A 25,872-nucleotide genomic window follows, 5' to 3' on the forward strand; every position below is an offset into this window, starting at 1 on the left:
TAGTAGTGAGACTATCTTAGATTTTATGTCTCAATAGTAAGACTATGTCAGAAATAATGGTTTTTCGAATCAAGAGTGCGGTACAGGCTAGGTTTTGCAGCCTAAAAACAGAAAAAGCCACCCGAAGGTGGCTTTTTTAATTAGATGGGCTGTTACATCACATAAGCGAGTATTACGCTTGTGGACGCATTGCCGGGAACAAGATCACGTCACGGATTGTGTGCGTATTTGTAAATAGCATCGCTAGACGATCGATACCAATACCTTGACCCGCTGTTGGCGGTAAGCCGTGCTCTAGTGCAGTAATGTAGTCTGCATCGTAGTACATCGCTTCGTCATCACCCGCGTCTTTTGCGTTAACTTGCGCTTTAAAACGCTCATCTTGGTCTTGTGCATCGTTAAGCTCAGAGAAACCATTCGCTACTTCACGGCCACCGATGAAGAACTCAAAGCGGTCTGTGAAGAATGGGTTGCTGTCGCTACGACGAGCCAATGGAGAAATATCCGCTGGGTAACCCGTGATGAACGTTGGTTGAATTAGCTGAGGCTCAGCCGTTTCACCAAAGATCTCTTCAAGAAGCTGACCACAAGTCCAGAATTTCTCAACGTACAGACCCACTTCTTCTGCAATTTTAACCATCAATTCTCTGTTCTGAAGATCATCTTCAGTCAGAGCTTGAATGTTTGCATTTTCAGGCGTGTAGTGTTTGATTGCATCGAACATGCTCATGCGAGCGTAAGTGCCACCGAACTCAACCGTTTCGTCACCGTAAGGCATAGAAGTAGAACCAAGAACGTCCATCGCTGCTGTGCTTAGCATCTCTTCAGTTAGATCCATTAGATCTTTGTAGTCAGAGTACGCTTGGTAGAATTCCATCATTGTGAATTCTGGGTTGTGACGTGGAGATAGACCTTCGTTACGGAAGTTACGGTTGATCTCAAATACACGGTCAAAACCACCAACCACTAGACGCTTAAGGTAAAGCTCAGGTGCAACACGTAGGTACATGTCGATGTCTAATGCGTTGTGATGAGTGATAAATGGACGTGCTGTAGCACCGCCTGGGATCACGTGCATCATTGGCGTTTCAACTTCTAGGTAGCCTTTTGAGCTCATGAAGTTACGGATTGAAGACACAAGCTTAGAACGCACGATGAATGTGTTACGAGAGTCTTCGTTCACGATTAAGTCAACGTAACGCTGACGGTAACGCATCTCTTGGTCAGTTAGACCGTGGAACTTCTCTGGTAGAGGACGAAGTGCTTTCGTTAGCAGTTCAAACTCTTCCATGTTCACGTAAAGGTCGCCTTTACCAGATTTGTGAAGCGCACCTTTAACACCGATGATGTCACCGATATCTAGGCCTTGGTACTTCTCTTTCAGTACTTTTTGTACGTCTTTCGCTGCGTATGCTTGGATACGACCAGAAGTTTCTTGAATCGCAAGGAATGGACCACGCTTCGCCATAACACGACCAGCGATCGCAACGATGTGGTTAAGCTCTTCTAGCTCTTCCTTAGTCTTCTCACCGAATTCCGCTTGAAGATCGCCAGCTAGGTGCTCGCGACGGAAATCATTTGGGTGACCGTTCGCTTTGCAGTTCAAGCGGATGTGATCCAGCTTGCTACGGCGTTCAGCGATTAGTTTGTTCTCTTCAGGTGAAGAAGCTTCTTGTGCGTTTTCGTTTTGAACAGCATCAGTCATTAGAGATGTACCTTGCTTTTATAATTTGGACAGCTATATTCTTGAAAATATAGGCATTTTTACCAATATTATTGGTAAAGCTTAATAGTTGGTAAAGCTTACAGACCTGATTTCAGGCTAGCTTCAATAAACTTGTCTAAGTCACCGTCAAGAACCGCTTGAGTATTACGGTTTTCGATGCCGGTGCGCAAATCTTTGATACGAGAATCATCCAGTACGTAAGAGCGGATTTGACTGCCCCAACCAATGTCTGATTTCGTTTCTTCGCTCGCTTGTTTTTCAGCATTTTGTTTTTGAATCTCAAGTTCAAAAAGCTTAGCACGTAGCTGCTTCATCGCTTGGTCTTTGTTCTTATGCTGCGAACGGTCATTCTGACATTGAACCACGGTGTTGGTTGGAACGTGAGTAATACGTACCGCCGATTCCGTGGTGTTTACGTGTTGACCACCAGCACCAGAGGCACGGTATACGTCAATACGTAAGTCAGAAGGATTAATATCGATCGTAATGTTGTCATCAATCTCTGGGTATATAAACGCAGATGCAAATGAAGTATGACGACGGCCACTTGAATCAAATGGTGACTTACGAACTAGACGGTGAACACCTGTCTCTGTACGTAACCAACCATAAGCGTATTCACCAGAAATACGTACCGTTGCGCCTTTAAGGCCAGCAACATCACCATCAGACACTTCGATCACTTCAGTCTTGAAGCCTTTCGAATCTGCCCAACGTAAGTACATACGCAACATCATTGAAGTCCAGTCTTGAGCTTCTGTACCGCCCGAGCCTGACTGTAAATCGATGTAGCAATCTGATGCGTCGTGATCGCCAGCAAACATACGACGGAATTCCAGTTTTTCTAGCTTAGCTTCTAGCTCTGCAAGTTCTGGTTCGATTTCGTCAAACGTTTCTTGGTCTTCTTCCTCAACCGCAAGCTCTAATAGACCCTCAACATCCTCAACACCTTGGTCAAGTTGGTCGATCGTTTCTACTACTGCTTCCAATGCAGAACGTTCTTTACCTAGCGCTTGAGCACGCTCAGGTTCGTTCCATACATCCGGTTGTTCTAATTCTGCGTTTACTTCTTCTAGACGCTCTTTTCTAGCGTCATAGTCAAAGATACCCCCTCAGGATATTTGTGCGTTCAGACACATCCTGCAGACGGTTTTTAATAGGATTGATTTCAAACATTTTAGCTCATCATTTATGAGTAGAATTTAACCGAAGAATTGTACTCAAAAGTGTGACGGAGATACAGAATTTTTTAGAGCGGAAAGCCAAGATTCAACAACTTAATGGAATATAAAATTGACAGACAGAAAAAACACGTAAAATTTGTAAGGGAAAGAAAGAAAACAAGCCCTGTTTTTGAACAGAGCTTGTTGAATTTGGGGCTAAATGATGAACATTATTCAGTGAACGATAACGCTATTTGCGCTTTAACTATTTGGCTTCAATATGGTCAACCATCAACTGCAACGATTGGTTGCCACGAAACTCGTTGATATCCAGCTTAAATGCAAGATGAACCGTTTTCACGGACGCATCAGGCCAGCGACGTAAATCAACATTGAAAGCAATACCATCAATCATCACATTGGTTGGGTGGCCTTTGTATAGAGGTTCTAGCATCAATTTAAGGTGCTTTTCACCTACCAGTTTTTGATGCAGCACTTTAAACTCACCATCAAAGATGGGTTCTGGAAAAGCTTGGCCCCACGGACCACCTGAACGCAACGTCTCAGCGGTGTGCATTGAGAACTCTTCAGGTAACAGCTCACCATCAGACAAGATAATGCCCTTAAGTGCCGTCTCACCGAGTTCTTTACGCACAACGTCATCAAACATCTTGCTGAATCGGTCGAAGTCTTTTTCCATAATGGTTAAGCCAGCAGCCATTGCGTGACCACCAAACTTCAAGATTAGGCCAGGGTTTTGAGTATCGATTCTGTCTAGCGCATCGCGCATGTGCAAACCTGGAATCGAACGACATGAACCCTTAATGCTGCCTTCACCACCATCAGCAAATGCGATTACTGGGCGGTGGTATTTGTCTTTGATACGCGAAGCCAAAATACCAATCACACCTTGGTGCCAATCACGTTGGAACAAGGCTAAGCCGGAAGGCAAATCGTCTTTACCGAACTCAAGGCGCTCACAAAAAGCCATCGCCTCTTGTTTCATGCCCTCTTCGATCTCTTTACGTGTTTGGTTCAAGCCATCTAACTCGCTGGCCATTCGACGCGCGGCATGGATGTTGTTACTCATTAGCAGCTCAACACCAAAAGACATGTCATCCAATCGGCCAGCCGCATTGATACGTGGACCAAGCGCAAAACCAAAATCGGAGGCAACCAAACGCTTAGCGTCTCGCTTAGCAATTTCAATCAAGGCTTGAATACCCGGACGAGCTTTGCCCGCACGAATGCGTTGTAGCCCTTGGTGCACCAAGATTCGGTTATTTTCATCAAGTGGAACCACATCCGCAACAGTACCCAGTGCCACTAGGTCAATCAGTTCCATCAACTTGGGCTCTGTCATACCGTGTTGAGCAAACCAACCCAACTTACGCATGTGAACACACAACGCCATCATCAGATAAAAGGCGACGCCAACACCCGCTAGCGCTTTTGAAGGAAATGCACAGCTTTCTAGGTTCGGATTGACCATCGCATCGGCGATTGGCAGTTCATTGCCCGGTAAGTGATGATCAGTAACCAGAACGTCTAGCCCTTTCTCTTTAGCGAAACGGACACCGTCAATCGAAGAGACACCGTTGTCGACTGTCATGATCACTTCAGCACCAAGTTCGATCGCCTGTTCGACAACCTCAGGGCTCAAGCCATAACCATCTTCAAAACGGTTAGGTACTAGATAATCAACGTTAGAGCTGCCCAACATACGCAGAGCAAGCACAGACAACGCCGAACTGGTTGCGCCATCGGCATCAAAGTCACCAACAATGATGATGCGTTTTTGCTGCTGAATGGCTTCGAACAACAATTCAACCGCAGCATCAATGCCGCCCAGTTTTTGATAAGAGTGCAAGCCTTTCGCTGCTGTCTCTAGTTGGTCAGCACTGTCGATTCCGCGACTCACATAAATGCGCTTTAACAAGTCAGGTAAGTGAGCAGGTAAGACTGAAGTGTCGACCTCAGGACGGCGTTGGATCTCTATCATATAAAAATGGGCCCGATATCAATCAGGCCACTCCTTAAATCAAAAACATGGGGGATAAATTGGCAATACAGAAACGATATTATTGCTCTAAACGTTGAAGAAGTTGTGCTGGCGGTAAGTAACCACTCACCAACTCACCACTTGCTAGCACGATAGCAGGAGTGCCATTGATGCCAAGCTCACGACCCAATTTGTATTGTTTGGCGATGATCTGCTTCTGCTCTGCTAGGTCTTTGCCAGACGCTGGCATTTGACGGTTTACTTTAGCATCGTGCATGGCTGTTTTTGGATCATCTGAAGCCCAGATTGCCGCCATTTGATCGGCAACTTGTCCTGTCGCACCTTGGCGTGGGTAAGCCATGTAACGAACGGTGATACCTAGGTCGTTATAGCCTTGCATTTGGCTGTGCAGACGAACACAGTAACCACAGGTAATGTCAGTAAATACCGTCACAACGTACTTTTCGTTATCGGCTTTATATTCGATAACCGTATCCGACATCGCCGCGACCTTTTCAGCATTAAGTGGAGCTTGACGCTCAGCCAAAACGTCACTGAATTTGCCGTTATCATCCAGAGAGTAAAGAGTGCCGGCTAGAAAGTGATCGCCCTCTGGAGAAGAAAAGATAATGCCACTGTTAGTTTGAATTTCTAATAGGCCATCGATGTCTGAAGGAACGATCTTCTCTACCTTGATACCGATTTTTTCAAAACGCTTAGTTAACGCTGCTGTATCAATAGCTGGAGCAACTTCTACGGCTGTTGATGTTTGTTCTACTTTCGCTTCTGATGCATTACATGCAGTAATCATGAGAGGAAGCACTAATAGAGGAAGACGGCGTAATACGCTCATTAAGTTCACCTTAAAAATAAATGGATTTAAGCACGTGGGTGATGCTGCGCGTGAATTTGCTTCAGCCTTTCGGTCGCCACGTGAGTATAAATTTGGGTTGTCGATAAGTCACTATGCCCAAGCAACATCTGTACGACCCTGAGATCTGCACCATAGTTCAGTAAATGAGTCGCAAAAGCATGTCTTAATACGTGTGGTGACAATAGCTCTGTATCTATACCAGCAACAACCGAGTAATGCTTAATACGATACCAGAACGTCTGACGGGTCATTTGCTTGGCGCGTTTACTCGGAAAAACCACATCAGAACTGTTTTCGCCGAGCAGTTGTGGCCGACCTTGTTCAATAAAAGTCTCAATCCAGTCCACGGCATTTTCGCCCATTGGCACCAAGCGCTCTTTACCGCCTTTACCAATAACACGCACCACGCCTTGTCTTAGACTGATATTTTCCATCGTCAAACTGACTAACTCGGTAACACGAAGACCAGTTGCATATAATAACTCAAGCATCGCTTTATCGCGAAGCTCAATAGGGTCATTGGGATCAGGAGCCTCTAGCAGTGCATTAACTTGCTCTTCACTCAAATCTTTTGGCAAGCGCTGTGGCAGCTTAGGGCTGATCAACAATGCACTCGGGTCATCGCCTCTCACTTTCTCGCGGTGCAAGTATTGGAACAAGCGACGAATCGCCGACAACATGCGAGCACGGGAAGTCTGCTTAAAATCGGCGTCAGCTAACCAACCTTGATAATCCTGCAACCCTGAAAGGCTAATAAAGTCGAGGCGGTAATTGTTCTTTTCCATCCACGTTAGAAGCTTGGACAAATCGGTGCGATATGAGACAAGCGTATTCTCCGATAACCCTCGCTCCATCCACATAGCATCTAAAAACTGCTCAACGAGACCGTGGTCTGCGCTCTGCCCTTGAGGCGACTGCATAGTGTTACTCACAATATTGGAAACTGTTTTGAGAGTATGTCAGAGCAAATATGAATGCCATAAAAATTACGACTTGAGCGGATAATCGCTGCAATCGAAGTCGATTTATGGTTAGAATTCGCCATCTGAAATTAAAATCGAACGTTTGCTATGAAAATTGGATTATTTTACGGCTCAACCACCTGCTATACCGAAATGGCAGCAGAGAAAATTCGCGGCATTATTGGTGAAGACCTAGTTGATATCCATAACGTGAAAGAAACCCCTCTTTCTTTTATGGCGGACTACGACCTTTTACTGCTTGGTATCTCAACGTGGGATTTCGGTGAAATTCAAGAAGACTGGAATGAGTTGTGGGAAGACATCGCAACAACGCCTATGAAAGGCAAGGTTGTGGCTCTGTTTGGTCTAGGTGACCAAGAGGGCTACGGTGAGTGGTTCTTAGATGCGATGGGACTATTGCATGATGAACTGAAAACCGCAGGCGCTGAATTTGTCGGCTTCTGGCCAAACGATGACAGCTACGAGTTTGAAGCATCTAAAGCGTTAACGGAAGACAAATCTCAGTTCGTCGGCTTAGCTCTGGATGAAGATTCACAGTACGAACTCAGCGACGAACGCATCGCAACTTGGGTTGAACAAGTACTCGTCGAGTACAGCGAAAAGCTATAAGTTCTGCTTCCTTAGAGTTCAGAACTAAGCACTACGAGCTAAGGGCTAAGAACTAAGAACTAAAAGCTTCAGGCAGAAAGAACATCATCGATTAGATACAAAAAGGCCTCATTACTGCGAAGTAATGAGGCCTTTTCTATTTCATCTCGAAGGACAATCTAATCTCAACGGAAGATTAAACGGTCTCTTCAGCCATCTCTTGTTCTGTTGCTTTACCAACAAAGAACATGCAGATGATTGCTGCAGCAGTTGGAAGTAACCAACCCATACCGATCTCGAACAATGGCAGCATCTTAAGTGCAGACACATCGACACCCGCTACTTTAGCACCATCAATAAGAGCAAACAGTAGAGACACTAATACAACCACACGGTAAGCGGCTTTTGGATTAGGGAAACGGCTACGCAAGAACGTCAGTGCGACTAGAGCGATAGCTACTGGGTACAGTGCAAACAGTACTGGAACAGACAGAGAAATCAGTTGAGAAAGACCAACGTTCGCTACGGTTGCACAAGCTACACCATTAATGATTACCCAAGTCTTGTAAGACAAAGGCGTGAGCGAGCTGAAGTAATCAGAACATGCTGAAACAAGGCCAATCGCCGTTGTTAGACACGCCAGTAATACGATCACCGAAAGCACTAGCTGACCTGATGGGCCAAACAGTGATTGAACGTAAAGGCTTAAGATAGCACCGCCATTGTCCGCACCCGCTGCAACTGTTGCACTTGTTGCGCCTAGGAAGAACAAAGAGATGTAAACAAACGCTAGACCAGCCGCGGCAATACAACCTGCGCTGATAAGGTACTTAGTCGTCGCTGCACGATCAGTAATGCCCTTGCTGCGAATCGCATCAACGATCAGCATACCAAACATCAATGAAGCAAACGTATCCATGGTGTTGTAGCCTTCAAGGAAACCTTTGGTCAGTGGCTGAGTAATGTACTCACCGTGAGCCGCAAGAATGTCGCCTTGTGGGTTAACGAACACAGCAACTGCCAGTACAACCAAACCAACAAATAGTGCAGGTGTCAGTACCTTACCGATTACGTCGATAAGCTTACCTTGCGACCATGAGAAGAACATCGCTACCACAAAGAATGCAATCGAAAAAAGAGTGAGGTGAGCTTGAGAGGCATCGATGAAGAACGGTTTCACCGCCATCTCATAAGCAACAAGGCCGGTACGTGGCGCAGCAAATGCAGGACCGATGATGATAAAGATCAGCACAGCCATGATAGTTGCAGCTCGCTTTGGAAGATCTTTGGTTAGATGACCCCAAGAGCCACCAGCCACTGCAACTGCGACGATAGTGATTAACGGCAGACCAACGGCGGTCAGCAGGAAACCAGACATCGCTGGAAGAAAGTGGTCACCAGCTAATTGGCCAGCAAGAGGTGGGAAGATGATGTTACCCGCACCTAAGAAAAACGCAAAAAGCATAAAGCCCAATGCCATTATATCTGTTAGTTTTAGACTCTGTTTCACAGATAATCCTTAATTATATTTATGAATTTATGTTGTGCTTACGTGAATGTTACAGCAAGAAGCTGCCAATCAATCTATAAAATAGTCGCGCATAATGACGAAACACTTGGCTAGCTGCAAGTCACCACAAAAAAACACCATATAAATTTGCATTTGAGAACCAAAAGCAGTGGATTCCACTAGATATGGAAATATTGCCATAATTATAAACTAACCATAATTAACAACAATGAATTCTCAAATAGAACATTGAGCCATACAATTAATTAACATTAGAGCTAATCACTTAAAAAATATCGATATCCAGAACATTCATGAAAGACAAAAAAACCGAAACCAAAAGCTTCAATTTCAAAAAATTCTCTATTTACGGAGGACAAAGTGGCATGCCCGTCAGTACCGATGGCGTGTTACTTGGCGCTTGGGTAAGCCTGCCACAAAGATCATGTGTACTCGATATTGGAACAGGAACAGGTCTGTTGGCCTTGATGGCCGCGCAGCGTTTTGAGGATGCTTCAATCTCTGCGATAGATATTGATCAGCACGCTATTGATGCAGCAACCGTCAATATTGAGCAGTCGCCTTGGCAAGATCGCATCTCCCTTCATCATGGCAGCGTGTTAACCACGGATTTCTCGCAACGATTTGATGCAATAATTTGTAATCCGCCCTACTTCAACTCTGGAGAGCAGGCACAGCAAAGCCAAAGAGCCACCGCGAGGCACACCAACAGCTTGGATCACCTTGAGCTTGCTCAGCGTTGTTTCGAGATAACGACCGATGCCGCCACAGCCAGTTTTATACTGCCGACGACCGAGGGAGAAGGCTTCATCAAGCTTGCCCAACAATGTGGTTGGTACCTAGCGAAGCGCCTTGATGTAAAAACAACAGACAGAAAACCGGCAATTCGAGTCCTGTTTGAATTGTCTAAAGATCCTGTTTGTGAGCAAGATTTGCAGCGTGAATCGCTTACGATCCATCACGATGGCGGTTATAGCGAGGCATTTATTGCCCTTACTAAAGATTTTTATCTCAAGATGTAGCAAATACCATGTGATCCTAATCACTAATGCTTCTATAATGTCCGACTACTCTTTTTTATCGTCTGCTTTTTGAGGCAGAAACATTTATTGCTTGTGGAGAAACAACAGTGATCAGAACCTTTGCAGAACTCGATCTAAACCAAGAGCTGCTTAAAGCAATTGACGAAATGGGCTACGAACGTCCAACACAGATACAAGCTGAAGCAATCCCGCAAGCGTTAGATGGAAGAGACGTTTTGGCTTCTGCGCCAACAGGTACTGGTAAAACAGCATCATTTGTATTGCCAGCACTGCAATACCTACTGGATTTCCCACGTAAGAAATCTGGCCCTGCACGTATGCTTATCCTGACGCCAACGCGTGAGCTAGCAATGCAGATCACCGAACAAGCACGTGAGCTTGCTAAATACACCAGCCTGAACATCTTTACGATCACGGGCGGTGTGATGTACCAAGAGCACGCTGACATCTTAAGTACAACCCAAGATATCGTGGTGGCAACACCCGGTCGTCTAATGGAGTACATCGAAGGCGAGCGTTTCGATTGTCGTGCGATTGAATGGCTAGTTCTCGATGAAGCCGACCGTATGCTAGACATGGGCTTTGGCCCTGTTGTTGACCGTCTGTCTGCAGAATGTCGCTGGCGTAAACAAACTTTACTGTTCTCAGCAACGCTAGAAGGTAAAGGCATTGAAGGTTTCACTGAAGATCTACTGAAAAACCCAGCAGAGATCGATGCTAAATCATCACTGCGTGAACGTAAGAAGATCACTCAATGGTATCACCGCGCCGATTCAGCTAAGCACAAGCTTGATATCCTAAAACATATCATCACAGAGCAAGCTGAACGCAGCATCATCTTCTTGAAGACGCGTGATCGCCTAGGTGAGCTACGAGGTCAACTAGAAAGTGCACAGATTCCATGTGTATGGATCCAAGGTGAAATGCCTCAAGATCGTCGTAACAACGCGATTTCTCGTTTCCGCGATGGTTCTATCAACGTACTGCTGGCAACTGACGTCGCAGCTCGTGGTATCGATCTTCCAGATGTGAGCCACGTTATTAACTATGACATGCCGCGTACAGCAGATGTCTACCTTCACCGTATTGGCCGTACGGCTCGTGCAGGTAAGAAAGGTAACGCGGTTTCTATCATTGAAGCGCACGATCAGCTAATGATTGAACGTGTGGCTCGTTACACTGAAGATGCGATCAAAGAACGCTTCATCGAAGGCATGCGCCCAACGCATAAGAAAGCCGCGGTAACGAAGAAGAAGAAACCGAAGAAAGAAGACAAGAAAGCGGTCGCGAAGCAAAAAATTGCTAAGAAAAAGAAAATCGCTAAGAAAAAGAAAGCTGTTAAGAACAAGTAATCTAACCGCCTTTCAATGATTCAATAAAAAGCCCCATGCAGTTATCTGCATGGGGCTTTTCTTTGTCTGGTTTATTATTGTCTGGCTTGTTATCAGGCTAAATAACTAGGCCTCTAATTTCAAACTCAAACCGAGAGGAACTCATTAACTAAGAGTGACTAATTAACCAAGAGCTACTAGTTTTGCTCTTCACGCTTGAAGACAAGCTCTTTCGCATTCGACTCTTCTTCAACGAAGTAGTAACCCGCCGTATCAAATTTGGTCAGCGCTTCCACTGAATCGATTTTGTTTTCAATGATGTAGCGAGCCATCATGCCACGCGCTTTCTTGGCGTAAAAACTGATCACCTTGTACTGACCATTCTTACAGTCTTTAAAAACTGGCGTGATGATTTGACCATCAAGGCTCTTCGGCTTCACCGCTTTAAAGTATTCGTTCGATGCTAGGTTGATCAACACATTATCGCCTTGAGCATTCAACGCTTCATTCAGTTTATCTGTGATGATATTGCCCCAGAACTGGTACAAGTTAGTACCACGCTCATTAGCTAAGCGTGTGCCCATCTCTAGGCGGTAAGGCTGCATCAAATCCAATGGCTTCAATAACCCATATAAGCCAGAAAGCATGCGCAGGTGATTCTGTGCGTAGTCAAAATCATCGTCCGACAGTGTTTCAGCATCTAGGCCAGTATACACATCGCCCTTAAAGGCTAGGATTGCTTGGCGTGCGTTGTCTTGGGTAAAGGTCTCGCTCCATTGCTCAAAGCGCGCTACGTTCAGCCCAGCAATCTTATCGCTTACTTTCATCAGAGCTGAAACATCAGCAGGTGTCAGCTTGCGGCACTCTTCAATAAGCTCTGCAGAGTGTTCAACAAACTCTGGCTGGCTGAAGCGCTCAGTCGCTAATGGTGATTCGTAATCTAATGTCTTGGCTGGAGAAACGACAACTAACATAACTTTACCCTAATCGGTTATCTAACTGGATGCAGCTAGAGTATAGAAAAAACATCAACTTGTCTTTATGACTCTTCCTATTACTTTGATAGACAGATCTAGCGATAAGTCGCTTACAAAGAAAAGGTCGCAGACAAAGTAAAAATTACTCACCAAGAAAAATCGCAGACAGATAGAAATTGCAAACAGATAGAAATCGCAGGCAAAGAAAAAGGCTAAGGTCGAAACCTTAGCCTTTCTAATGATTTTAGGATGAGTGATGAATCACTCCAACAAGATTACTTCTTGTTGTTAACCCAAATACCATCTTCCAATTGAGCCTTAAGCTCTGGGAAATCATCCGCATCAAACGTGGGTACTTTACCCGCGTCTAATTGACGGTTGTAGTCTTTCGCTAGCTTAATCACGATGCCCGATAGCAAGATGATCGCTACCAAGTTCACAATCGCCATTAGACCCATCGATACGTCAGCCAATGCCCATACCGTTGGCAATGTCGCCAAAGAACCGAACATAACCATACCCAGTACAACGATACGGAACAGCACGAGGCCCTTCTTGTTGTTGTGCTCTAGGAAGATAAGGTTTGTTTCAGCGTACGAGTAGTTTGCAATGATTGAAGTGAAAGCGAAGAAGAAAATCGCTACCGCTACAAAGATGCCACCCCATTCGCCCACTTGTGCCGTTAGTGCACGTTGCGTTAGTTCGATACCCGTTACTTCACCGTGTGGTACATATTCACCAGACATCAGGATGATTGCTACTGTTGCAGAACAGATAACAATTGTGTCCATGAACACACCTAGCATTTGCACATAACCTTGCGATGCTGGGTGCGGTGGGTAAGGCGTAGCAGAAGCTGCTGCGTTTGGCGCAGAACCCATACCCGCTTCGTTCGAGAACAAACCACGTTTGATGCCGTTAATCATCGCTTGTGCGATCGCGTAACCTAGGCCACCAGCTGCTGCTTCTTGCAGACCGAATGCACTCTTGAAGATAAGAGCCAGAACTTCAGGCACTTTCTCAATGTTCATTAGCATTACGTAGATAGCGATAGCTAAGTAAGCCAGTGCCATGATTGGAACAATAATTTCTGCAGTGCGGGCAATCTTACGGATACCACCGAAGATAACGAATGCAGAGATAATTACGATACCAACACCAACGTAGCCACGCTCAAAGTCGAATGCCGTGTTCATTGCACTTGCAATCGCGTTCGCTTGAACCGCGTTGAATACTAGACCAAATGCGATGATTAGGAAGATAGAGAATAGAACCCCCATCCAACGCATACCTAGGCCTTTCTCCATGTAGTATGCAGGGCCGCCACGGTAGTTACCGTCGTTATCACGCGTTTTGTATAGCTGAGCTAGTGTGCTTTCTGCAAATGATGTTGCCATACCTAGCATGGCGATTAGCCACATCCAGAAGATAGCACCAGGGCCACCGGCGGTTAGTGCCACAGCAACACCTGCCATGTTACCTGTACCTACACGAGCAGCAAGACTAGTACAAAGAGCTTGGAAAGAAGAGATACCAGCACTGTCTGCTTTACGGCTGTTTCTAAGAACAGAGAACATGTGGCCGAAATGGCGGAATTGAATGAAGCCTAGTCGTACAGTGAAGTAGATACCCACACCAACGAGTAAGTAAACTAAGATAGATCCCCAAAGGAGATCGTTCATCAAATTGATTAAGTCTGTCACGTGAACCTCGTAATTGAGTTTAAGCACCGATCTTGCTTCCGAGCCTTCCTCTAGATCACCTATGCCAGTGTCAATAGTTGTGTCGGCATTAGATTTATATTTATTTGTTGCGATCTAGATTGTAAATGTCGCTTCATGCATCCATTTTACGTATCAGTGTATTTTTTGACGGGCGGATAATGCAGCGAGACGGCCTAAAAATCAATATGCAGATACATTTATATTAAAATGACATTTCACTAATAACACACCTTTTGTTAACACAATTTTCAACAATACAGCCCAATAAAAGTCACATTATCGGGACATAATATCAACAACAACCAAGGCACCTCCAAAACAAGAACGACATCCTATAAAGATGACGTCAGCCTAGGTTTTACAAGGTATAGTGAAGATCTGTATTTTTTTCTAGGGCAATGAGAACCCTCTACCGCACGGCACAATACGCACTTAAATGCAGTGTAGTAAAAATACCATTCCATTCGCACAATGAATTAACATTCCATAACCCCTAATTTAATCGTTTACTTAGGTTTGTTTGCTTGTTTTTTGTACATAAAAATCCCCAAAATGTGTGAGCATGCATAAGAAAACAGAACAAAACCTTCATAGATTTGAAACAAATGAGAAACAAATCAAGGTTATTGTGAACCTAAATATGATATTTAATGGTTCGTAAGAACGATTCCCACGGAAGGAGATATGGCTTATGGATAGCTTTCAATTCGATGAACTATCAGAACTAGAAATGCCTCGTGCAACTCAAAAAACTCGCTCTAAACCGCTCAAGCGTAAATGGCGTGAAATCGAGGCTATCAACGATCGTAGACAGCTTGAGAAAGAGCTCAGAGAGATGAATCTCGGTCTCGATTTTAGCCTTGATGATATAAAGCTTTAATCTGCACGACAAGAAATCAGATAGCAAAAGGCACCTATACAGGTGCCTTTTTTATTGTATGAAACCACTCTTCGATTTAGAGCACAATTTGAAAGCGAGCATCTTAATAGAGAGCGCCTAATAATAGCAGCGTTTCAATACGACAACGGGCTACACGCACTCTTGCTCATTCTGTCGAACACGAGCCGCAAGTTGGCGGTACTGATCGGCAATTGTCTCTCCAAAGACAGGGTCATCTTCCGGTTGAAGCCATTGAGACTCTACTTCTTGCCAATCTTTGACCGTGAATGCCTTCACAATCATCGGTAACACATGCTTCTCTTCATATTCCATGTGCTTTCGTTGAGCTTTAACAAAGGCTTCAAGCTGTTCAATAAAGACTTGTTGAGGAACAACCGCATCTTGGAGGATCATATCGACCACACCTAAAAAGTCCGCTGTTTTCTCAGAAAGCAATTGATGTTCCAGCTCCAAGTCTTCAATCATTTGCTCGCTGCCATATTGCTTGAGGTAGTAACGATAAATAACGTCTTCTTTCGGGTGATGCACCTTATCTGAATGGTTCATGAGATAATGAACCACCTCTGCGATCAAGCTATAGTTTATTTCTCGCTCTTGTTTTAGATGCTCTAACTTATTGTTGAGTATCGCGAGCAAACGAGCCATATAGCCATGCTCTCGTCTTATCCTTTCAATCATCATAGTATTGCACTCCATTACACCTACTATTTACAAGTGTATACGAAGATGCTCATTTATGATTTGACCCTGCTCAGAAAACCACCAACCTACAACTCTGTTGGTAATCGCCAATCTATAGGTTGTTGATCCATAGAAGAAAGTAGCTTGTTGGTTGTTGAGAAATGCTGACAACCAAAGAAGCCACGACGGGCGGATAATGGCGATGGATGAGGAGCGACCAAAACATGATGCTTGTTTTCATCAATAGCTTGGCCTTTCTTTTGGGCATGTGCGCCCCACAGTAAGAATATGACCGGCTCAGAACGCTGATTTAGCTCAGCAATGATGGCATCGGTAAAGGTTTCCCAACCACACTTAGCATGTGAGTGTGCTTTTGCCTCTTCTACTGTCAGTACCGTATTCAACATTAATACCCCTTGAGATGCCCAAGTGTCGAGGTAACCATGACTCGGGATCTCAAAGCCGTCTACATCTTGTGCGAGTTCTTTGTACATATTTCGTAGAGACGGTGGAATTTTAACGCCAGGTAGCACAGAGAATGCTAAACCGTGAGCTTGCTTAGCGCCGTGATAAGGGTCTTGCCCAAGGATAACCACGCGTACAGACTCAAAAGGCGTCATATCGAAAGCACTGAACACTTGCTCTTGAGGAGGGTAGATGGTTTTTCCACTATTACGTTGCTGTTCGACAAAAGCGAGAACACTCTGAAAGTACTCTTTGTCACGTTCATCATTAATAATGGATTCCCAACTCTTTGGTGCGCTCATCGTTTTACTTCCCAATAATCAATGTTTCTAGCGGCTTTCGCCAGACAAAAAAATAGCTGTATCGGCTAACTGTCCTGAATAAGGCTCTAGTTATACCTCATACAGCTATCAATAAACATGATGTGTAGGGTTCACTTGTTGATGAATCATAATAATCAGTTCAAGTTGTGTTTATCTCAATTAACCACTTTTTTGCTGTGTACGATGGTGGCCATGACTATGCACGTGACGATTTGGTGTCGGTAAACGGCTGGCGACAGCAACAGTTGAAGTTGAAGTTGAAGTTGAAGTTGAAGTTTGGGTGATTGAATACATAAAGGCACCTCCTGTAAGACATCGTGAACTACATATTCACTTTAGTACTATGAAAGAAAGGTGCCAATTTTTAGAAATAGACGGAAATAAATTTTCTCCTCTATTATTACGCTTCTTCGCTGACTACCGTTGCTGAGCGATGAAACATTCTAAGTTGTTGAATTTCCTCTTTCCAGATCGTCGAATCAATGGTTTCCAAGATAAGAGGAATACCATTAAAGCGAGAATCCGAGGCAATATACTCAAAACAATCCCAGCCAATCTCACCTTTTCCTAAAGAATGGTGTCGATCAACTCGGCTTGCGAACTCAGCTTTTGAATCATTGATGTGCATTGCTCTTAGATAGTGCATACCCACTATGCGCTCGAACTCTGCAAAAGTATGCTCACACGCTTCTTTTGTTCGTAGGTCATAACCGGCCGTAAACGTATGGCAAGTATCTAAACACACACCGACACGCGACTTATCTTCTACTTGGTCGATGATCTCTGCTAGGTGCTCAAACCTCCAACCCAGATTAGTCCCCTGCCCTGAGGTATTCTCAATCACTGCAATGACATCAGGCACCGCTTGGTGAGCCAAGTTGATCGACTCAGCGATCTTGGCCAAACATTCGCTTTCTGAGATTTTCTTCAAATGACTCCCAGGATGAAAATTCAAAAGCGTGAGTCCTAGTTGATTACAACGCTCCATTTCATCAATAAAAGCCGCACGCGATTTCTCTAGCTTCTCTTCTTCTGGTGCTCCTAGGTTAATAAGGTAGGAGTCATGAGGAAGAATATTCTCAGCACTAAAGCCCAACATCTTACAGTTGGCTTTAAACGCACTAATGGTTTTCGCTTCCAGCGGCTTTGCTGCCCACTGTCTTTGGTTTTTGGTAAACAGCGCAAAAGCATTGGCACCGATCTCTCTTGCGCGCATTGGCGCCTGATCAACACCACCAGCAGCAGACACATGAGCACCAATAAACTTAATATTGGTTTGAGGTTTTGAAGATGAATTATTGTTTGTCATTAAATCACTTTACACTTTCAGGATGCTTAATAAATAAAGGGTCGTATCGTTTGTAGTTCAATAAAAACACAACAAATGTAGTAAACTTACAACAAATAAGACTGTTAAATATTTTTTATACTTTAAAATATTTTGTAATTACTTTGTTTTCAAAGGTTTTATTGATTTACCTCAATATAATCACCTTTGTAAAAATATGGTTTTTGGTTGTTTTTTGACTTAAATCAATGTTAACCTTACAGATATTAGGTATATATTACCCAGCTCAACAAAAATCGAAAGTTAACACCATAATCAAACCACATTCAGTGGACTAGGAGATAGTTATGATCCAAGGTATTCAAATTACTAAAGCAGCAAACGATGACCTACTAAACTCAATCTGGCTACTAGACAACGAAAAGAATGAAGCTCGTTGTGTTGTTGCTACTGCAGGTTTCGAAGCTGACCAAGTTATCTCAGCTGCAGACCTAGGCGACTACGAAAGCCGTGAAGTTGCAATCGAAGCAGCACCACGCATCGAAGGCGGTCAACACCTAAACGTTAACGTTCTTAAGCGTGAAACGTTAGAAGATGCAGTTGCTAACCCAGAGAACTACCCACAGCTAACTATCCGTGTATCGGGTTACGCTGTACGTTTCAACTCTCTAACGACTGAACAGCAACGTGACGTTATCGCACGTACGTTCACTGAGTCTCTATAATTTTTAGAGCTTGAATTAGAATACAAAAACGGCGCTCATTGAGCGCCGTTTTTATTTGTTCAACAATACAGATGTACGTTACGGTTGAACTCGACGAAGCACGACTTTTAGCGCTTCAAAATCATTATCAAGATCTTCAGATAACAACTCCATCGCCGCGTGTTTTGCTAGCGGGCCTGGCAGTTCAATATCCGTACCTAAAATATCATCAACCACTTCTTTGAATTTCGCTGGGTGTGCAGTACACAAGAACAGACCAGTTTCGTTCTCTTGCAGTTGCTCTTCCAGTAGACGGTAAGCAATCGCACCATGTGGTTCACATAGGTAACCCTGTACTTTTAGGTCACGTACTGACTCAGCACTTTGCTCGTCAGATACCTTACCTTTACCTAGTGTATCTAAGCCCCAACCTTTCAGTTGGCAAAGCTCTTCGATACGAGGCCAGTTGTTTGGTTGGCTTACGTCCATCGCGTTTGATGTTGTTGCTACCGTTGGCTTTGGATCCCATTGACCTGTTTCTAGGTAACGAGGAACCGTGTCATTTTCGTTGGTTGCAGCAATGAAACGCTTCACAGGTAGGCCTAGTGCTTTAGCAAGTAGACCTGCTGTAAGGTTACCAAAGTTACCACTTGGTACTGAGATAACAAGGTTCTCACGTTGCTCTTTGGTTAGCTGAGAAGCCGCTTCAAAGTAGTAACAGATCTGAGCCATCAAACGGCTGATGTTGATTGAGTTTGCCGAGTTAAGGCCAATCTCTTTACGCAGCTCAGCATCGTCAAATGCATCTTTCACTAGCGCCTGACACGCATCAAAGTCGCCATCGATCGCCACAGTATGGATGTTCTTACCTAGCGTACAAAACAGCTTCTCTTGCAGTGGGCTGATCTTGCCTTTCGGGTAAAGGATCACAACATTGATGTCTTCCATACCGTAGAAAGCGTGCGCAACCGCCGCACCAGTATCACCTGATGTTGCCGTTAAAATAGTGATTTGACCACCATCTGAAACAGCTGCTAAAGATTGAGCCATAAAGCGGCCACCAAAATCTTTAAACGCGAGTGTTGGGCCGTGGAAAAGCTCAAGCGCGTAAACACCATCTTTTACTTGCTTGATAGGTGCAGGGAACTGGAACGCCGCATCTACCAATTGAGCAACCTGTTCTTTTGGTAGCTCATCGCCGATTAAAGCCGAAAGAATCTTTGAACTACGAGGGACAAAGTCCTCTGCTAGTAGCGCATCGATGTCATCAAACTTTGGCAGTTCAGATGGGAAAAATAGACCTTGATTGCGGCCTAGACCTTGACGAACGGCTTGGCCAAAAGAGACTTGCTCGTCATTTTCTTTGATGTTGTACAGCTTCATAACTCACTTCCTGTAACGATCGAACCTTGCTTATCTAAGCGACAAACGTGGACGAATCCTTCTTCGTTTTGTACGTAATTTTGTTCTAACCAGCGTGCAACACGCTCGGCGACATCTTGTTCTTTGCAAATGCTAAATAGAGTTGGACCACTACCGGAGATCCCAGTAGCAAGCGCTCCAGCTGAGGTTGCGTATTTACGCGCATCAGCAAACCCTGGAAGCAGTTTCTCACGATATGGTTCAGCAATCACGTCTTTGATCATCTTCGCTGCTAGCTCTGGCTGACCAGAGTGGCAAGCATGGATGAAACCCGCTAAATGGCGACCATGAGCAATGACATCTTGGCGACGATATTGAGAAGGTAGAATCTCGCGAGCTTCTGCCGTTGAAACCTTAATGCCCGGATATGCCATTACCCAGTACCAGTCATCAAAACATGGCACTTCTTGACTAATGATACCTAACTCTTCCAGCATTAATTGCACACCACCAAGGTAACAGGGTGCAACGTTATCGTAGTGGATGCCACCTGAAATTTTACCTTCCATTTCGCCCATCAGAGCAAGCAGTTCAGTTTCATTCAATGGCTGACCATGAAAACGGTTTAAAGCATCCAATGCAGCTACTATTGAACATGCGCTTGAACCTAAACCAGAACCGATAGGCATGTTCTTTTCTAGTGTCATCTCCAAAGGCTTAACAGAAACGCCTTTCTTGTCTAACTCACGAGAGAACACAACCCAACAGTCGTAGACAATATTTTCTTTGGTTTCAGTCGGCAACTTAGAAACAAAGCTGCCCGATGTTTTTAGTGAGAATGATTCCTCACCGGCTTTAACCATAACTCGGTCACCGAGCAGCGTGCCATCCACTGGAGACACAGCAGCCCCCAGCACATCAAATCCTACACTGACATTGCCGATTGATGCAGGCGCATAAACAACAACATCCATATCACTTGAACTCATTCCTAAACTCCTAATTTCCAACCAAGAGTACGCATCACATCAGAGAATACGCCTGCTGCTGTAACTTCAGTACCCGCACCGTAGCCACGTAATACTAGAGGGATCGGTTGGTAGTAACGGCTGTAGAATGCTAATGCGTTCTCGCCATCTTTAATCTTGAACATTGGGTCGTCGCCATCAACAGCGGCGATACGAACTTTACACTTACCATCGGCGATTTCACCCACATAACGAAGTACTTTGCCTTCTTCTGCTGCGATCGCTGACTGTTCTTGGAAGTAAGCATCCGCTTCTGGCAAGCGAGCCATAAACTCTTCAACCGTGCCTGAATCATCAAAACCCGGTGGCAATGCTTGGTCAACTTCAACATCTTCAAGCTCAAGTGCCATGCCCGCTTCTCGAGCGAGAATAAGCAGTTTACGCGCCACATCCATACCCGATAAATCATCACGAGGATCCGGTTCAGTAAAGCCGTTATCTTTTGCAATATTGGTTGCTTGACTGAGTGTCATACCTTCATCAAGCTTACCGAAGATGTAAGACAGTGAACCAGAAAGAATGCCGTTGAATTTCTCAAGTTCATCACCCGCAGAGATTAGGTTCTGTAGGTTTTCGATGACCGGTAGACCTGCGCCTACTGTTGTCTCGTACATCAACTTACGACGTGAATTACGTGCAACTTCACGAAGCTGATGGTAGTAAGCCATGCTCGCTGTATTTGCTTTCTTATTTGGTGTTACCACGTGGAAACCAGCCGCTAGGAAATCAGCGTATTGCGCCGCAATGCCTTCGCTAGACGTACAGTCAACCAATACTGGATTGATAATGTGGTTACGTTGAACAAGTGCATTTAAGCGCGCTAAGCTAAACTCTTCTGTCGCGCTCGACATGCGATCACGCCACTGCTCTAGCGGCAGACCATCGCTATCTAGCAACAAGCCTTTACTGTTTGCTAAACCACATACGCGAATCACGATGCCTTTTTCAGCCAGTTTGCCTTGTTGACGTTGGATCTGGTCAACAAGCTCACCACCAACACCACCAACACCAACAACGAATACGTCAAGGAAGTGCTTTGAGTTAAATAGGTTCTCGTGACACGCTTTGATCGCTTCAGAGATTTTGTCTTCAGGAATAACCGCAGAGATCGCACGCTCAGAAGAACCTTGCGCGATAGCAACGATGTTGACGTTTACTTCAGCTAAAGAAGAGAAGAACTGAGAAGCAACGCCACGTGAAGTACGCATACCGTCACCCACCAACGTCACAATCGCAACATCATCCATGAACTCAACAGGCTCTAATAAGCCATCTTTAAGTTCAAGTTCAAACGCATCTGACAGCACTTGCTTCGCTTTCACTTTGTCAGCCGATTCAATACAGAAGCTGATGCTGTACTCTGAAGAAGATTGAGTAATAAGGACGATAGAAACGCCAGCAGAAGACATCGCGCCGAATACACGACTCGCCATACCTACCATGCCCTTCATACCTGGGCCTGATACGTTAACCATCGTTAGGTCACTTAGCGTAGTGATGCCTTTGATTGCTAAGTTATCTTCGCCAGTGTCTTGGCCGATCAAAGTACCTGCACCCTGTGGGTTGAAGCTGTTTTTGATTAGGCAAGGAATATGGAATTGCGCGATAGGAGCGATAGTCTTCGGATGTAGAACCGAAGCGCCGAAGTAAGAAAGCTCCATCGCTTCTTGGTAGCTAAGCGATTTAAGCAGACGAGCGTCATCCACTAAGCGTGGATCACAGTTGTAAACACCATCGACATCTGTCCAGATCTCACAACAATCAGCGCGTAGACATGCCGCTAGAACCGCTGCTGAATAATCAGAGCCATTGCGACCAAGCGTTACTAACTCACCTTTTTCATTACCAGCCGTAAAGCCCGGCATGATGTTTACGTGACCTTGTGGAAGCGGTGATTGACGGAAGTTCTGAGTTGAAACATCCACATCGACCATCGCTTCAAGGTGGTCACCTTTAGCGTATAGGTATTGAACTGGGTCAATCAGGCTTGCCGGTTGGCCTTTCGCTTCAAGTACCGCTTTCATCAACTGGATTGAAATTCGCTCACCTTTACTGATGATGCGAGCATTTACGTGATTTGGACACATACCCAGTAGGTTAATACCATTCACGAACTGCTTAAGTTGAGCAAGAGAGGTATCGACCTGCTCTTGAAATGCAGAGCCATCGACTGACGGCAATACAGCTTGAATCTCTGCAAACAATGCAGCGAATGATGATTCGATCTCGGTGATCTGTACGTCTGCTTCACCATTTTTTAGTGCTGCTTCAATTACAGCAACCAGCTTATTGGTTGTTTTTCCTGGAGCCGATAGTACAACGGCTAGCTCTTCTTGCTGGGCATTATTAGCGATGATATCTGCTGCTCGTAAAAAACGATCTGCATCAGCTAATGATGAACCTCCAAACTTTAAAACGCGCATCCCTTTCTCCATAAGTCATAAAAATGGTACAAAAAAAGGCCTGTATCTTGTTGGATACAGGCCTTTTTTTTAAAATCCGTTACTTAGCAGCCTGCCCCAACAATGTGAATGTCGGTAATAATAATGGTGGTGGTCATTACTAGGTGGCTTACGTGCTGCATATCAAATTCTCTGCTTGTGCTTTACTCTACGTGTATCAATTTTTAGCACTACACGTCAATGAAAAGTTGATTTTTTTTTACATTCACACCATTTTTCAGAGCAAACCGCCATTTCAGGGATAAAACAGCGGCTATAAGCCTACAATTCAAAGGTTGGGTTTGATATCAGAACAACAAAGTTAACCCATTGCATATATAGCCATAACAAAATGCCATATCGATTGTGCAGCGAACGTACAGATTTTGTGCTTTAATTGAACGATAACGTTTGAAGAACAATAATAATGACATCAGGAGTGGGAAGTGAAGAGATTACTTATTCTTTTAGCCTTTGCTATGCCTGTTGTTTGTTCAGCGAGCAGCCTACCTCTGTTAAACAATTTGCCTTTGCTACCCAGTCAAATCGATCGTTCTGCCCATAAGTTTTTTATCTCAACACAAAATGCATCAAGTGAAAGCTTTGACACTTGGAAAGTCGATAGTGGCTATTCTTACAGTCTGTTTGCTGATGTCGACCTTTATGTTGGTACACGTATTAATAGTGATTCACTAAAATATGAGAGTGGATTCTTGAGTGGTGTCAGCTATCAATTCTCAGAGAGAGTCTCTTTCAACAGTTCTCTACACACTTATAAAGATGAAACCGAGGACAGTGAAAAGTCGGTCGCCGCTGAGGTTTCAAGCCGAGTACAACTGACCGACAATCTAGATTTGCATGCCACCCTTGATTATGAAGAGTGGCAGCAAGGTGTTGAAGTGGGATTAGGATTTCGTTTCTAATCTATCTCATTTCGTGATTGATAAGCCCGTTAAGATTCAATCAACAATTCCGTTGAAATTAGCACACCATTCCAATCAGCATATATATAGTCACCAGGCTGAATCAGTTGATTGTGTACCGTGAGCGTGACATTAACTTGCCCAACACCGTGCTTCTCGGTTTTAAATGGTGATGCCCCAAGCGCTTGAATACCAAGATCCATCTGCGCCATCATCGCTACATCACGAACCGCACCATTCACAATCACGCCTTCCCAACCGTTTTCTATAGCTAGAATCGCCAATTGATCACCAAGCAGTGCTTTCTGACACGAGCCATTACCGTCTACGACGAGCACTTTGCCACTGCCGTCAGTCTCTAAAACCTCGCGAACCTTGGAATTATCGTGATAACAACGAACTGTTACAATTTTCCCCCAGAACGCACCACGTTGACCGAAGTTCTGCAATGGCATGTTCAGTTGGGTGACTTTGCTCTCAAATTCATCACACAAGTCGGGTGTTATATCGTGCATATATCCTCCGTGAGTAAGGCGTTACCTATTAAGTCAGGCGAGCCTCTATGCTTTTATATGTTATTAAAATTAATCCTTTGTTTTCATCATTCTATGCTCAATTTATTACTGAATAAAAGTTGATTGAGCATATTTATCTACTAGACTCTAAGGACAGCTTTCAGCTTCCTTGGTTCATAATCTGGTCTTTAGCAGGCGAGATGTAAGAACTATCTCGAATAATCATTCTGGTTTTGCTGCTAAATAATCACCATAACATTGGTTAAGTTGTAGCCATACTATTAAAGTTTGTTGCGATACGGCAATTGATGTAAATCAACAAAGTGAATGGAATTAACATTCTCGCGTTGTTAGCATGCTGTTAACATTATAGAATCCTCTGCAATCACTAAAAGAATGATTAAAAGGCGTACTGGATCTACGTTATTGGGCAATACTTCAAGGAAGGCAGATAGCTGGAAGTAAGTGTTTTTTTGAAAACTTTAAGTTATCATCAAAAATACATTACCTGTATGTTATGTTTTTGCCTAGAATTTATTCTATTAGCACAGTTTCGTCACAAATTTAGGTACCGCCAAATGCAAACCCCGCAGATTCTTATCGTTGAAGATGAGCAAGTAACTCGTAACACTCTAAAGAGTATTTTTGAAGCAGAGGGATATGCTGTTTTTGAGGCTAGCGACGGTGAAGAGATGCACCAAGTGCTATCTGACAACCAAGTTAACCTTGTAATTATGGACATCAACCTTCCTGGTAAGAATGGCCTACTACTTGCGCGTGAACTACGTGAGCAAGCAAATGTAGCGCTTATGTTCTTAACGGGTCGTGATAATGAAGTTGATAAGATCCTTGGCCTAGAGATCGGCGCTGATGACTACATCACTAAGCCTTTCAACCCTCGTGAACTGACTATCCGTGCACGCAACCTTCTTAACCGTTCAATGAGCACAAGCTCTGTTCAAGAAGAAAAGCGTAGCGTTGAGAAGTACGAGTTCAATGGTTGGGTACTAGACATCAACAGTCGTTCTCTGGTTAGCCCAGATGGCGAAGGCTACAAGCTACCTCGTTCAGAGTTCCGTGCTCTACTTCACTTCTGTGAGAACCCAGGTAAGATCCAAACACGTGCAGACCTTCTTAAGAAGATGACTGGCCGTGAGCTTAAGCCACACGATCGTACTGTAGACGTAACAATCCGTCGTATTCGTAAACACTTTGAGTCTGTTTCTGGTACGCCAGAAATCATCGCAACGATTCACGGTGAAGGCTACCGCTTTTGTGGTGACCTAGAAGACTAATTCG

The 25,872-nt window shown here is 44.3% G+C and carries 22 protein-coding genes, 1 pseudogene and 1 other annotated feature; of the genes and pseudogenes, 8 read left to right on the forward strand and 15 right to left on the reverse strand.

What is annotated here, in order from left to right:
* Positions 1–172 precede the first annotated feature (172 nt).
* The 5 genes from lysS to xerD all read right to left on the reverse strand — a co-directional run bounded on the left by lysS (position 173) and on the right by xerD (position 6,685).
* Positions 173–1,705 carry a lysine--tRNA ligase gene (lysS, locus tag L3V33_RS20900; RefSeq protein WP_004735013.1) on the reverse strand — a complete coding sequence of 511 codons (1,533 nt, stop codon included), beginning with the start codon at positions 1,703–1,705 and terminating at the stop codon, positions 173–175.
* Positions 1,706–1,803: 98 nt separating this feature from the next.
* Positions 1,804–2,902, reverse strand: a protein-coding gene (gene prfB, locus L3V33_RS20905) for a peptide chain release factor 2 (RefSeq protein ID WP_099426155.1) whose coding sequence is annotated in 2 segments (ribosomal slippage) — positions 1,804–2,826 and positions 2,828–2,902 — 1,098 coding nt in all. Because the reading frame shifts where the segments join, the coding sequence is not laid out codon by codon here.
* Between the two features lie 252 nt (positions 2,903–3,154).
* Positions 3,155–4,891, reverse strand: a complete 1,737-nt coding sequence (gene recJ, locus L3V33_RS20910) for a single-stranded-DNA-specific exonuclease RecJ (protein ID WP_237291136.1) — start codon at positions 4,889–4,891, stop codon at positions 3,155–3,157.
* Between the two features lie 79 nt (positions 4,892–4,970).
* Positions 4,971–5,744, reverse strand: a complete 774-nt coding sequence (locus tag L3V33_RS20915) for a thioredoxin fold domain-containing protein (RefSeq protein WP_237291137.1) — start codon at positions 5,742–5,744, stop codon at positions 4,971–4,973.
* A gap of 26 nt (positions 5,745–5,770) precedes the next feature.
* Positions 5,771–6,685 carry a site-specific tyrosine recombinase XerD gene (gene xerD, locus L3V33_RS20920; RefSeq protein ID WP_004735009.1) on the reverse strand — a complete coding sequence of 305 codons (915 nt, stop codon included), beginning with the start codon at positions 6,683–6,685 and terminating at the stop codon, positions 5,771–5,773.
* A gap of 150 nt (positions 6,686–6,835) precedes the next feature.
* Between xerD and fldB the strand changes: the two genes are divergently transcribed.
* Positions 6,836–7,357: a flavodoxin FldB gene (gene fldB, locus L3V33_RS20925; RefSeq protein ID WP_004735008.1), complete on the forward strand. Its 522-nt coding sequence runs from the start codon at positions 6,836–6,838 to the stop codon at positions 7,355–7,357.
* Positions 7,358–7,532: 175 nt separating this feature from the next.
* On the opposite strand, the gene brnQ is transcribed toward fldB, so the two are convergent.
* On the reverse strand, positions 7,533–8,846 hold the full coding sequence (gene brnQ / locus L3V33_RS20930) for a branched-chain amino acid transport system II carrier protein (RefSeq protein WP_017077715.1): 1,314 nt from the start codon (positions 8,844–8,846) through the stop codon (positions 7,533–7,535).
* A gap of 314 nt (positions 8,847–9,160) precedes the next feature.
* Here brnQ and L3V33_RS20935 point away from each other — a divergent pair, with 314 nt between their 5' ends.
* Together L3V33_RS20935 and srmB are read left to right on the forward strand one after the other, a co-directional pair.
* Positions 9,161–9,889 carry a methyltransferase gene (locus tag L3V33_RS20935; RefSeq protein WP_004735006.1) on the forward strand — a complete coding sequence of 243 codons (729 nt, stop codon included), beginning with the start codon at positions 9,161–9,163 and terminating at the stop codon, positions 9,887–9,889.
* A 107-nt stretch (positions 9,890–9,996) separates the two neighbouring features.
* Positions 9,997–11,262: an ATP-dependent RNA helicase SrmB gene (gene srmB / locus L3V33_RS20940; RefSeq protein ID WP_054547801.1), complete on the forward strand. Its 1,266-nt coding sequence runs from the start codon at positions 9,997–9,999 to the stop codon at positions 11,260–11,262.
* Positions 11,263–11,438: 176 nt separating this feature from the next.
* Here srmB and yaaA read toward each other — a convergent pair whose 3' ends face one another.
* Entirely contained in the window at positions 11,439–12,215 is a 777-nt protein-coding gene (gene yaaA, locus L3V33_RS20945) for a peroxide stress protein YaaA (protein WP_017084789.1), read from the reverse strand.
* Positions 12,216–12,493: 278 nt separating this feature from the next.
* On the reverse strand, positions 12,494–13,921 hold the full coding sequence (locus L3V33_RS20950; protein ID WP_237291138.1) for a sodium:alanine symporter family protein: 1,428 nt from the start codon (positions 13,919–13,921) through the stop codon (positions 12,494–12,496).
* A 712-nt stretch (positions 13,922–14,633) separates the two neighbouring features.
* Between L3V33_RS20950 and L3V33_RS20955 the strand changes: the two genes are divergently transcribed.
* Positions 14,634–14,822 (forward strand): DUF3545 family protein, encoded by a 189-nt coding sequence (locus L3V33_RS20955; RefSeq protein WP_004735002.1) that lies wholly within the window; start codon positions 14,634–14,636, stop codon positions 14,820–14,822.
* A 150-nt stretch (positions 14,823–14,972) separates the two neighbouring features.
* On the opposite strand, the gene L3V33_RS20960 is transcribed toward L3V33_RS20955, so the two are convergent.
* The 3 genes from L3V33_RS20960 to nfo all read right to left on the reverse strand — a co-directional run bounded on the left by L3V33_RS20960 (position 14,973) and on the right by nfo (position 17,621).
* Positions 14,973–15,524 carry a hemerythrin domain-containing protein gene (locus L3V33_RS20960; protein WP_054547802.1) on the reverse strand — a complete coding sequence of 184 codons (552 nt, stop codon included), beginning with the start codon at positions 15,522–15,524 and terminating at the stop codon, positions 14,973–14,975.
* A gap of 86 nt (positions 15,525–15,610) precedes the next feature.
* The gene (gene ung, locus L3V33_RS20965; protein ID WP_237291139.1) at positions 15,611–16,291 is read right to left on the reverse strand and encodes a uracil-DNA glycosylase; all 681 of its coding nucleotides are present in this window, start codon (positions 16,289–16,291) and stop codon (positions 15,611–15,613) included.
* Between the two features lie 421 nt (positions 16,292–16,712).
* Entirely contained in the window at positions 16,713–17,621 is a 909-nt protein-coding gene (nfo, locus tag L3V33_RS20970; protein WP_237291140.1) for a deoxyribonuclease IV, read from the reverse strand.
* A gap of 326 nt (positions 17,622–17,947) precedes the next feature.
* Here nfo and grcA point away from each other — a divergent pair, with 326 nt between their 5' ends.
* Complete coding sequence (gene grcA / locus L3V33_RS20975; RefSeq protein WP_004734998.1) at positions 17,948–18,325, forward strand: autonomous glycyl radical cofactor GrcA; 378 nt, start codon at positions 17,948–17,950, stop codon at positions 18,323–18,325.
* 78 nt (positions 18,326–18,403) lie between these two features.
* Here the strand turns inward: grcA and thrC are convergent, their stop codons facing one another.
* From thrC to thrA, 3 genes are read right to left on the reverse strand one after another with little or no spacing between them, the layout of a single operon-like run.
* On the reverse strand, positions 18,404–19,687 hold the full coding sequence (gene thrC, locus L3V33_RS20980; RefSeq protein ID WP_108155616.1) for a threonine synthase: 1,284 nt from the start codon (positions 19,685–19,687) through the stop codon (positions 18,404–18,406).
* Positions 19,684–20,640: a homoserine kinase gene (gene thrB, locus L3V33_RS20985; RefSeq protein WP_237291146.1), complete on the reverse strand. Its 957-nt coding sequence runs from the start codon at positions 20,638–20,640 to the stop codon at positions 19,684–19,686. Before thrB ends, thrC begins: the two co-directional genes overlap by 4 nt.
* 17 nt (positions 20,641–20,657) lie before the next feature.
* A complete protein-coding gene (thrA, locus tag L3V33_RS20990) occupies positions 20,658–23,117 on the reverse strand; it encodes a bifunctional aspartate kinase/homoserine dehydrogenase I (protein ID WP_017087520.1) in 2,460 nt (819 codons plus the stop codon).
* Between the two features lie 29 nt (positions 23,118–23,146).
* Positions 23,147–23,265: a sequence feature (Thr leader region), on the reverse strand.
* Positions 23,266–23,581: 316 nt separating this feature from the next.
* Here thrA and L3V33_RS20995 point away from each other — a divergent pair.
* The gene (locus L3V33_RS20995; protein WP_171308547.1) at positions 23,582–24,058 is read left to right on the forward strand and encodes a ribonuclease regulator; all 477 of its coding nucleotides are present in this window, start codon (positions 23,582–23,584) and stop codon (positions 24,056–24,058) included.
* Positions 24,059–24,087: 29 nt separating this feature from the next.
* Here L3V33_RS20995 and L3V33_RS21000 read toward each other — a convergent pair whose 3' ends face one another.
* Positions 24,088–24,573 carry a putative 4-hydroxy-4-methyl-2-oxoglutarate aldolase gene (locus L3V33_RS21000; RefSeq protein ID WP_004734993.1) on the reverse strand — a complete coding sequence of 162 codons (486 nt, stop codon included), beginning with the start codon at positions 24,571–24,573 and terminating at the stop codon, positions 24,088–24,090.
* Positions 24,574–24,620: 47 nt separating this feature from the next.
* Here L3V33_RS21000 and L3V33_RS21005 point away from each other — a divergent pair.
* Together L3V33_RS21005 and arcA are read left to right on the forward strand one after the other, a co-directional pair.
* Positions 24,621–24,779: pseudogene (locus L3V33_RS21005) on the forward strand (ribonuclease activity regulator protein RraA).
* A 372-nt stretch (positions 24,780–25,151) separates the two neighbouring features.
* Positions 25,152–25,868, forward strand: a complete 717-nt coding sequence (arcA, locus tag L3V33_RS21010; RefSeq protein ID WP_004741534.1) for a two-component system response regulator ArcA — start codon at positions 25,152–25,154, stop codon at positions 25,866–25,868.
* Positions 25,869–25,872 lie beyond the last annotated feature (4 nt).

The sequence above is a fragment of the Vibrio sp. A2-1 genome (genome assembly GCF_021728355.1).
Classification (GTDB): Bacteria; Pseudomonadota; Gammaproteobacteria; order Enterobacterales; family Vibrionaceae; genus Vibrio; species Vibrio splendidus_K.

Bases quoted from the DNA above. Each gene is read 5' to 3' on its own strand.
- lysS (WP_004735013.1), bottom strand. From the start codon at position 1,705: ATGACTGATGCTGTTCAAAACGAAAACGCACAAGAAGCTTCTTCACCT.
- recJ (WP_237291136.1), bottom strand. From the start codon at position 4,891: ATGATAGAGATCCAACGCCGTCCTGAGGTCGACACTTCAGTCTTACCT.
- L3V33_RS20915 (WP_237291137.1), bottom strand. From the start codon at position 5,744: ATGAGCGTATTACGCCGTCTTCCTCTATTAGTGCTTCCTCTCATGATT.
- xerD (WP_004735009.1), bottom strand. From the start codon at position 6,685: ATGCAGTCGCCTCAAGGGCAGAGCGCAGACCACGGTCTCGTTGAGCAG.
- fldB (WP_004735008.1), top strand. From the start codon at position 6,836: ATGAAAATTGGATTATTTTACGGCTCAACCACCTGCTATACCGAAATG.
- L3V33_RS20935 (WP_004735006.1), top strand. From the start codon at position 9,161: ATGAAAGACAAAAAAACCGAAACCAAAAGCTTCAATTTCAAAAAATTC.
- yaaA (WP_017084789.1), bottom strand. From the start codon at position 12,215: ATGTTAGTTGTCGTTTCTCCAGCCAAGACATTAGATTACGAATCACCA.
- L3V33_RS20955 (WP_004735002.1), top strand. From the start codon at position 14,634: ATGGATAGCTTTCAATTCGATGAACTATCAGAACTAGAAATGCCTCGT.
- L3V33_RS20960 (WP_054547802.1), bottom strand. From the start codon at position 15,524: ATGATGATTGAAAGGATAAGACGAGAGCATGGCTATATGGCTCGTTTG.
- ung (WP_237291139.1), bottom strand. From the start codon at position 16,291: ATGAGCGCACCAAAGAGTTGGGAATCCATTATTAATGATGAACGTGAC.
- nfo (WP_237291140.1), bottom strand. From the start codon at position 17,621: ATGACAAACAATAATTCATCTTCAAAACCTCAAACCAATATTAAGTTT.
- grcA (WP_004734998.1), top strand. From the start codon at position 17,948: ATGATCCAAGGTATTCAAATTACTAAAGCAGCAAACGATGACCTACTA.
- thrC (WP_108155616.1), bottom strand. From the start codon at position 19,687: ATGAAGCTGTACAACATCAAAGAAAATGACGAGCAAGTCTCTTTTGGC.
- thrB (WP_237291146.1), bottom strand. From the start codon at position 20,640: ATGGATGTTGTTGTTTATGCGCCTGCATCAATCGGCAATGTCAGTGTA.
- thrA (WP_017087520.1), bottom strand. From the start codon at position 23,117: ATGCGCGTTTTAAAGTTTGGAGGTTCATCATTAGCTGATGCAGATCGT.
- L3V33_RS21000 (WP_004734993.1), bottom strand. From the start codon at position 24,573: ATGCACGATATAACACCCGACTTGTGTGATGAATTTGAGAGCAAAGTC.
- arcA (WP_004741534.1), top strand. From the start codon at position 25,152: ATGCAAACCCCGCAGATTCTTATCGTTGAAGATGAGCAAGTAACTCGT.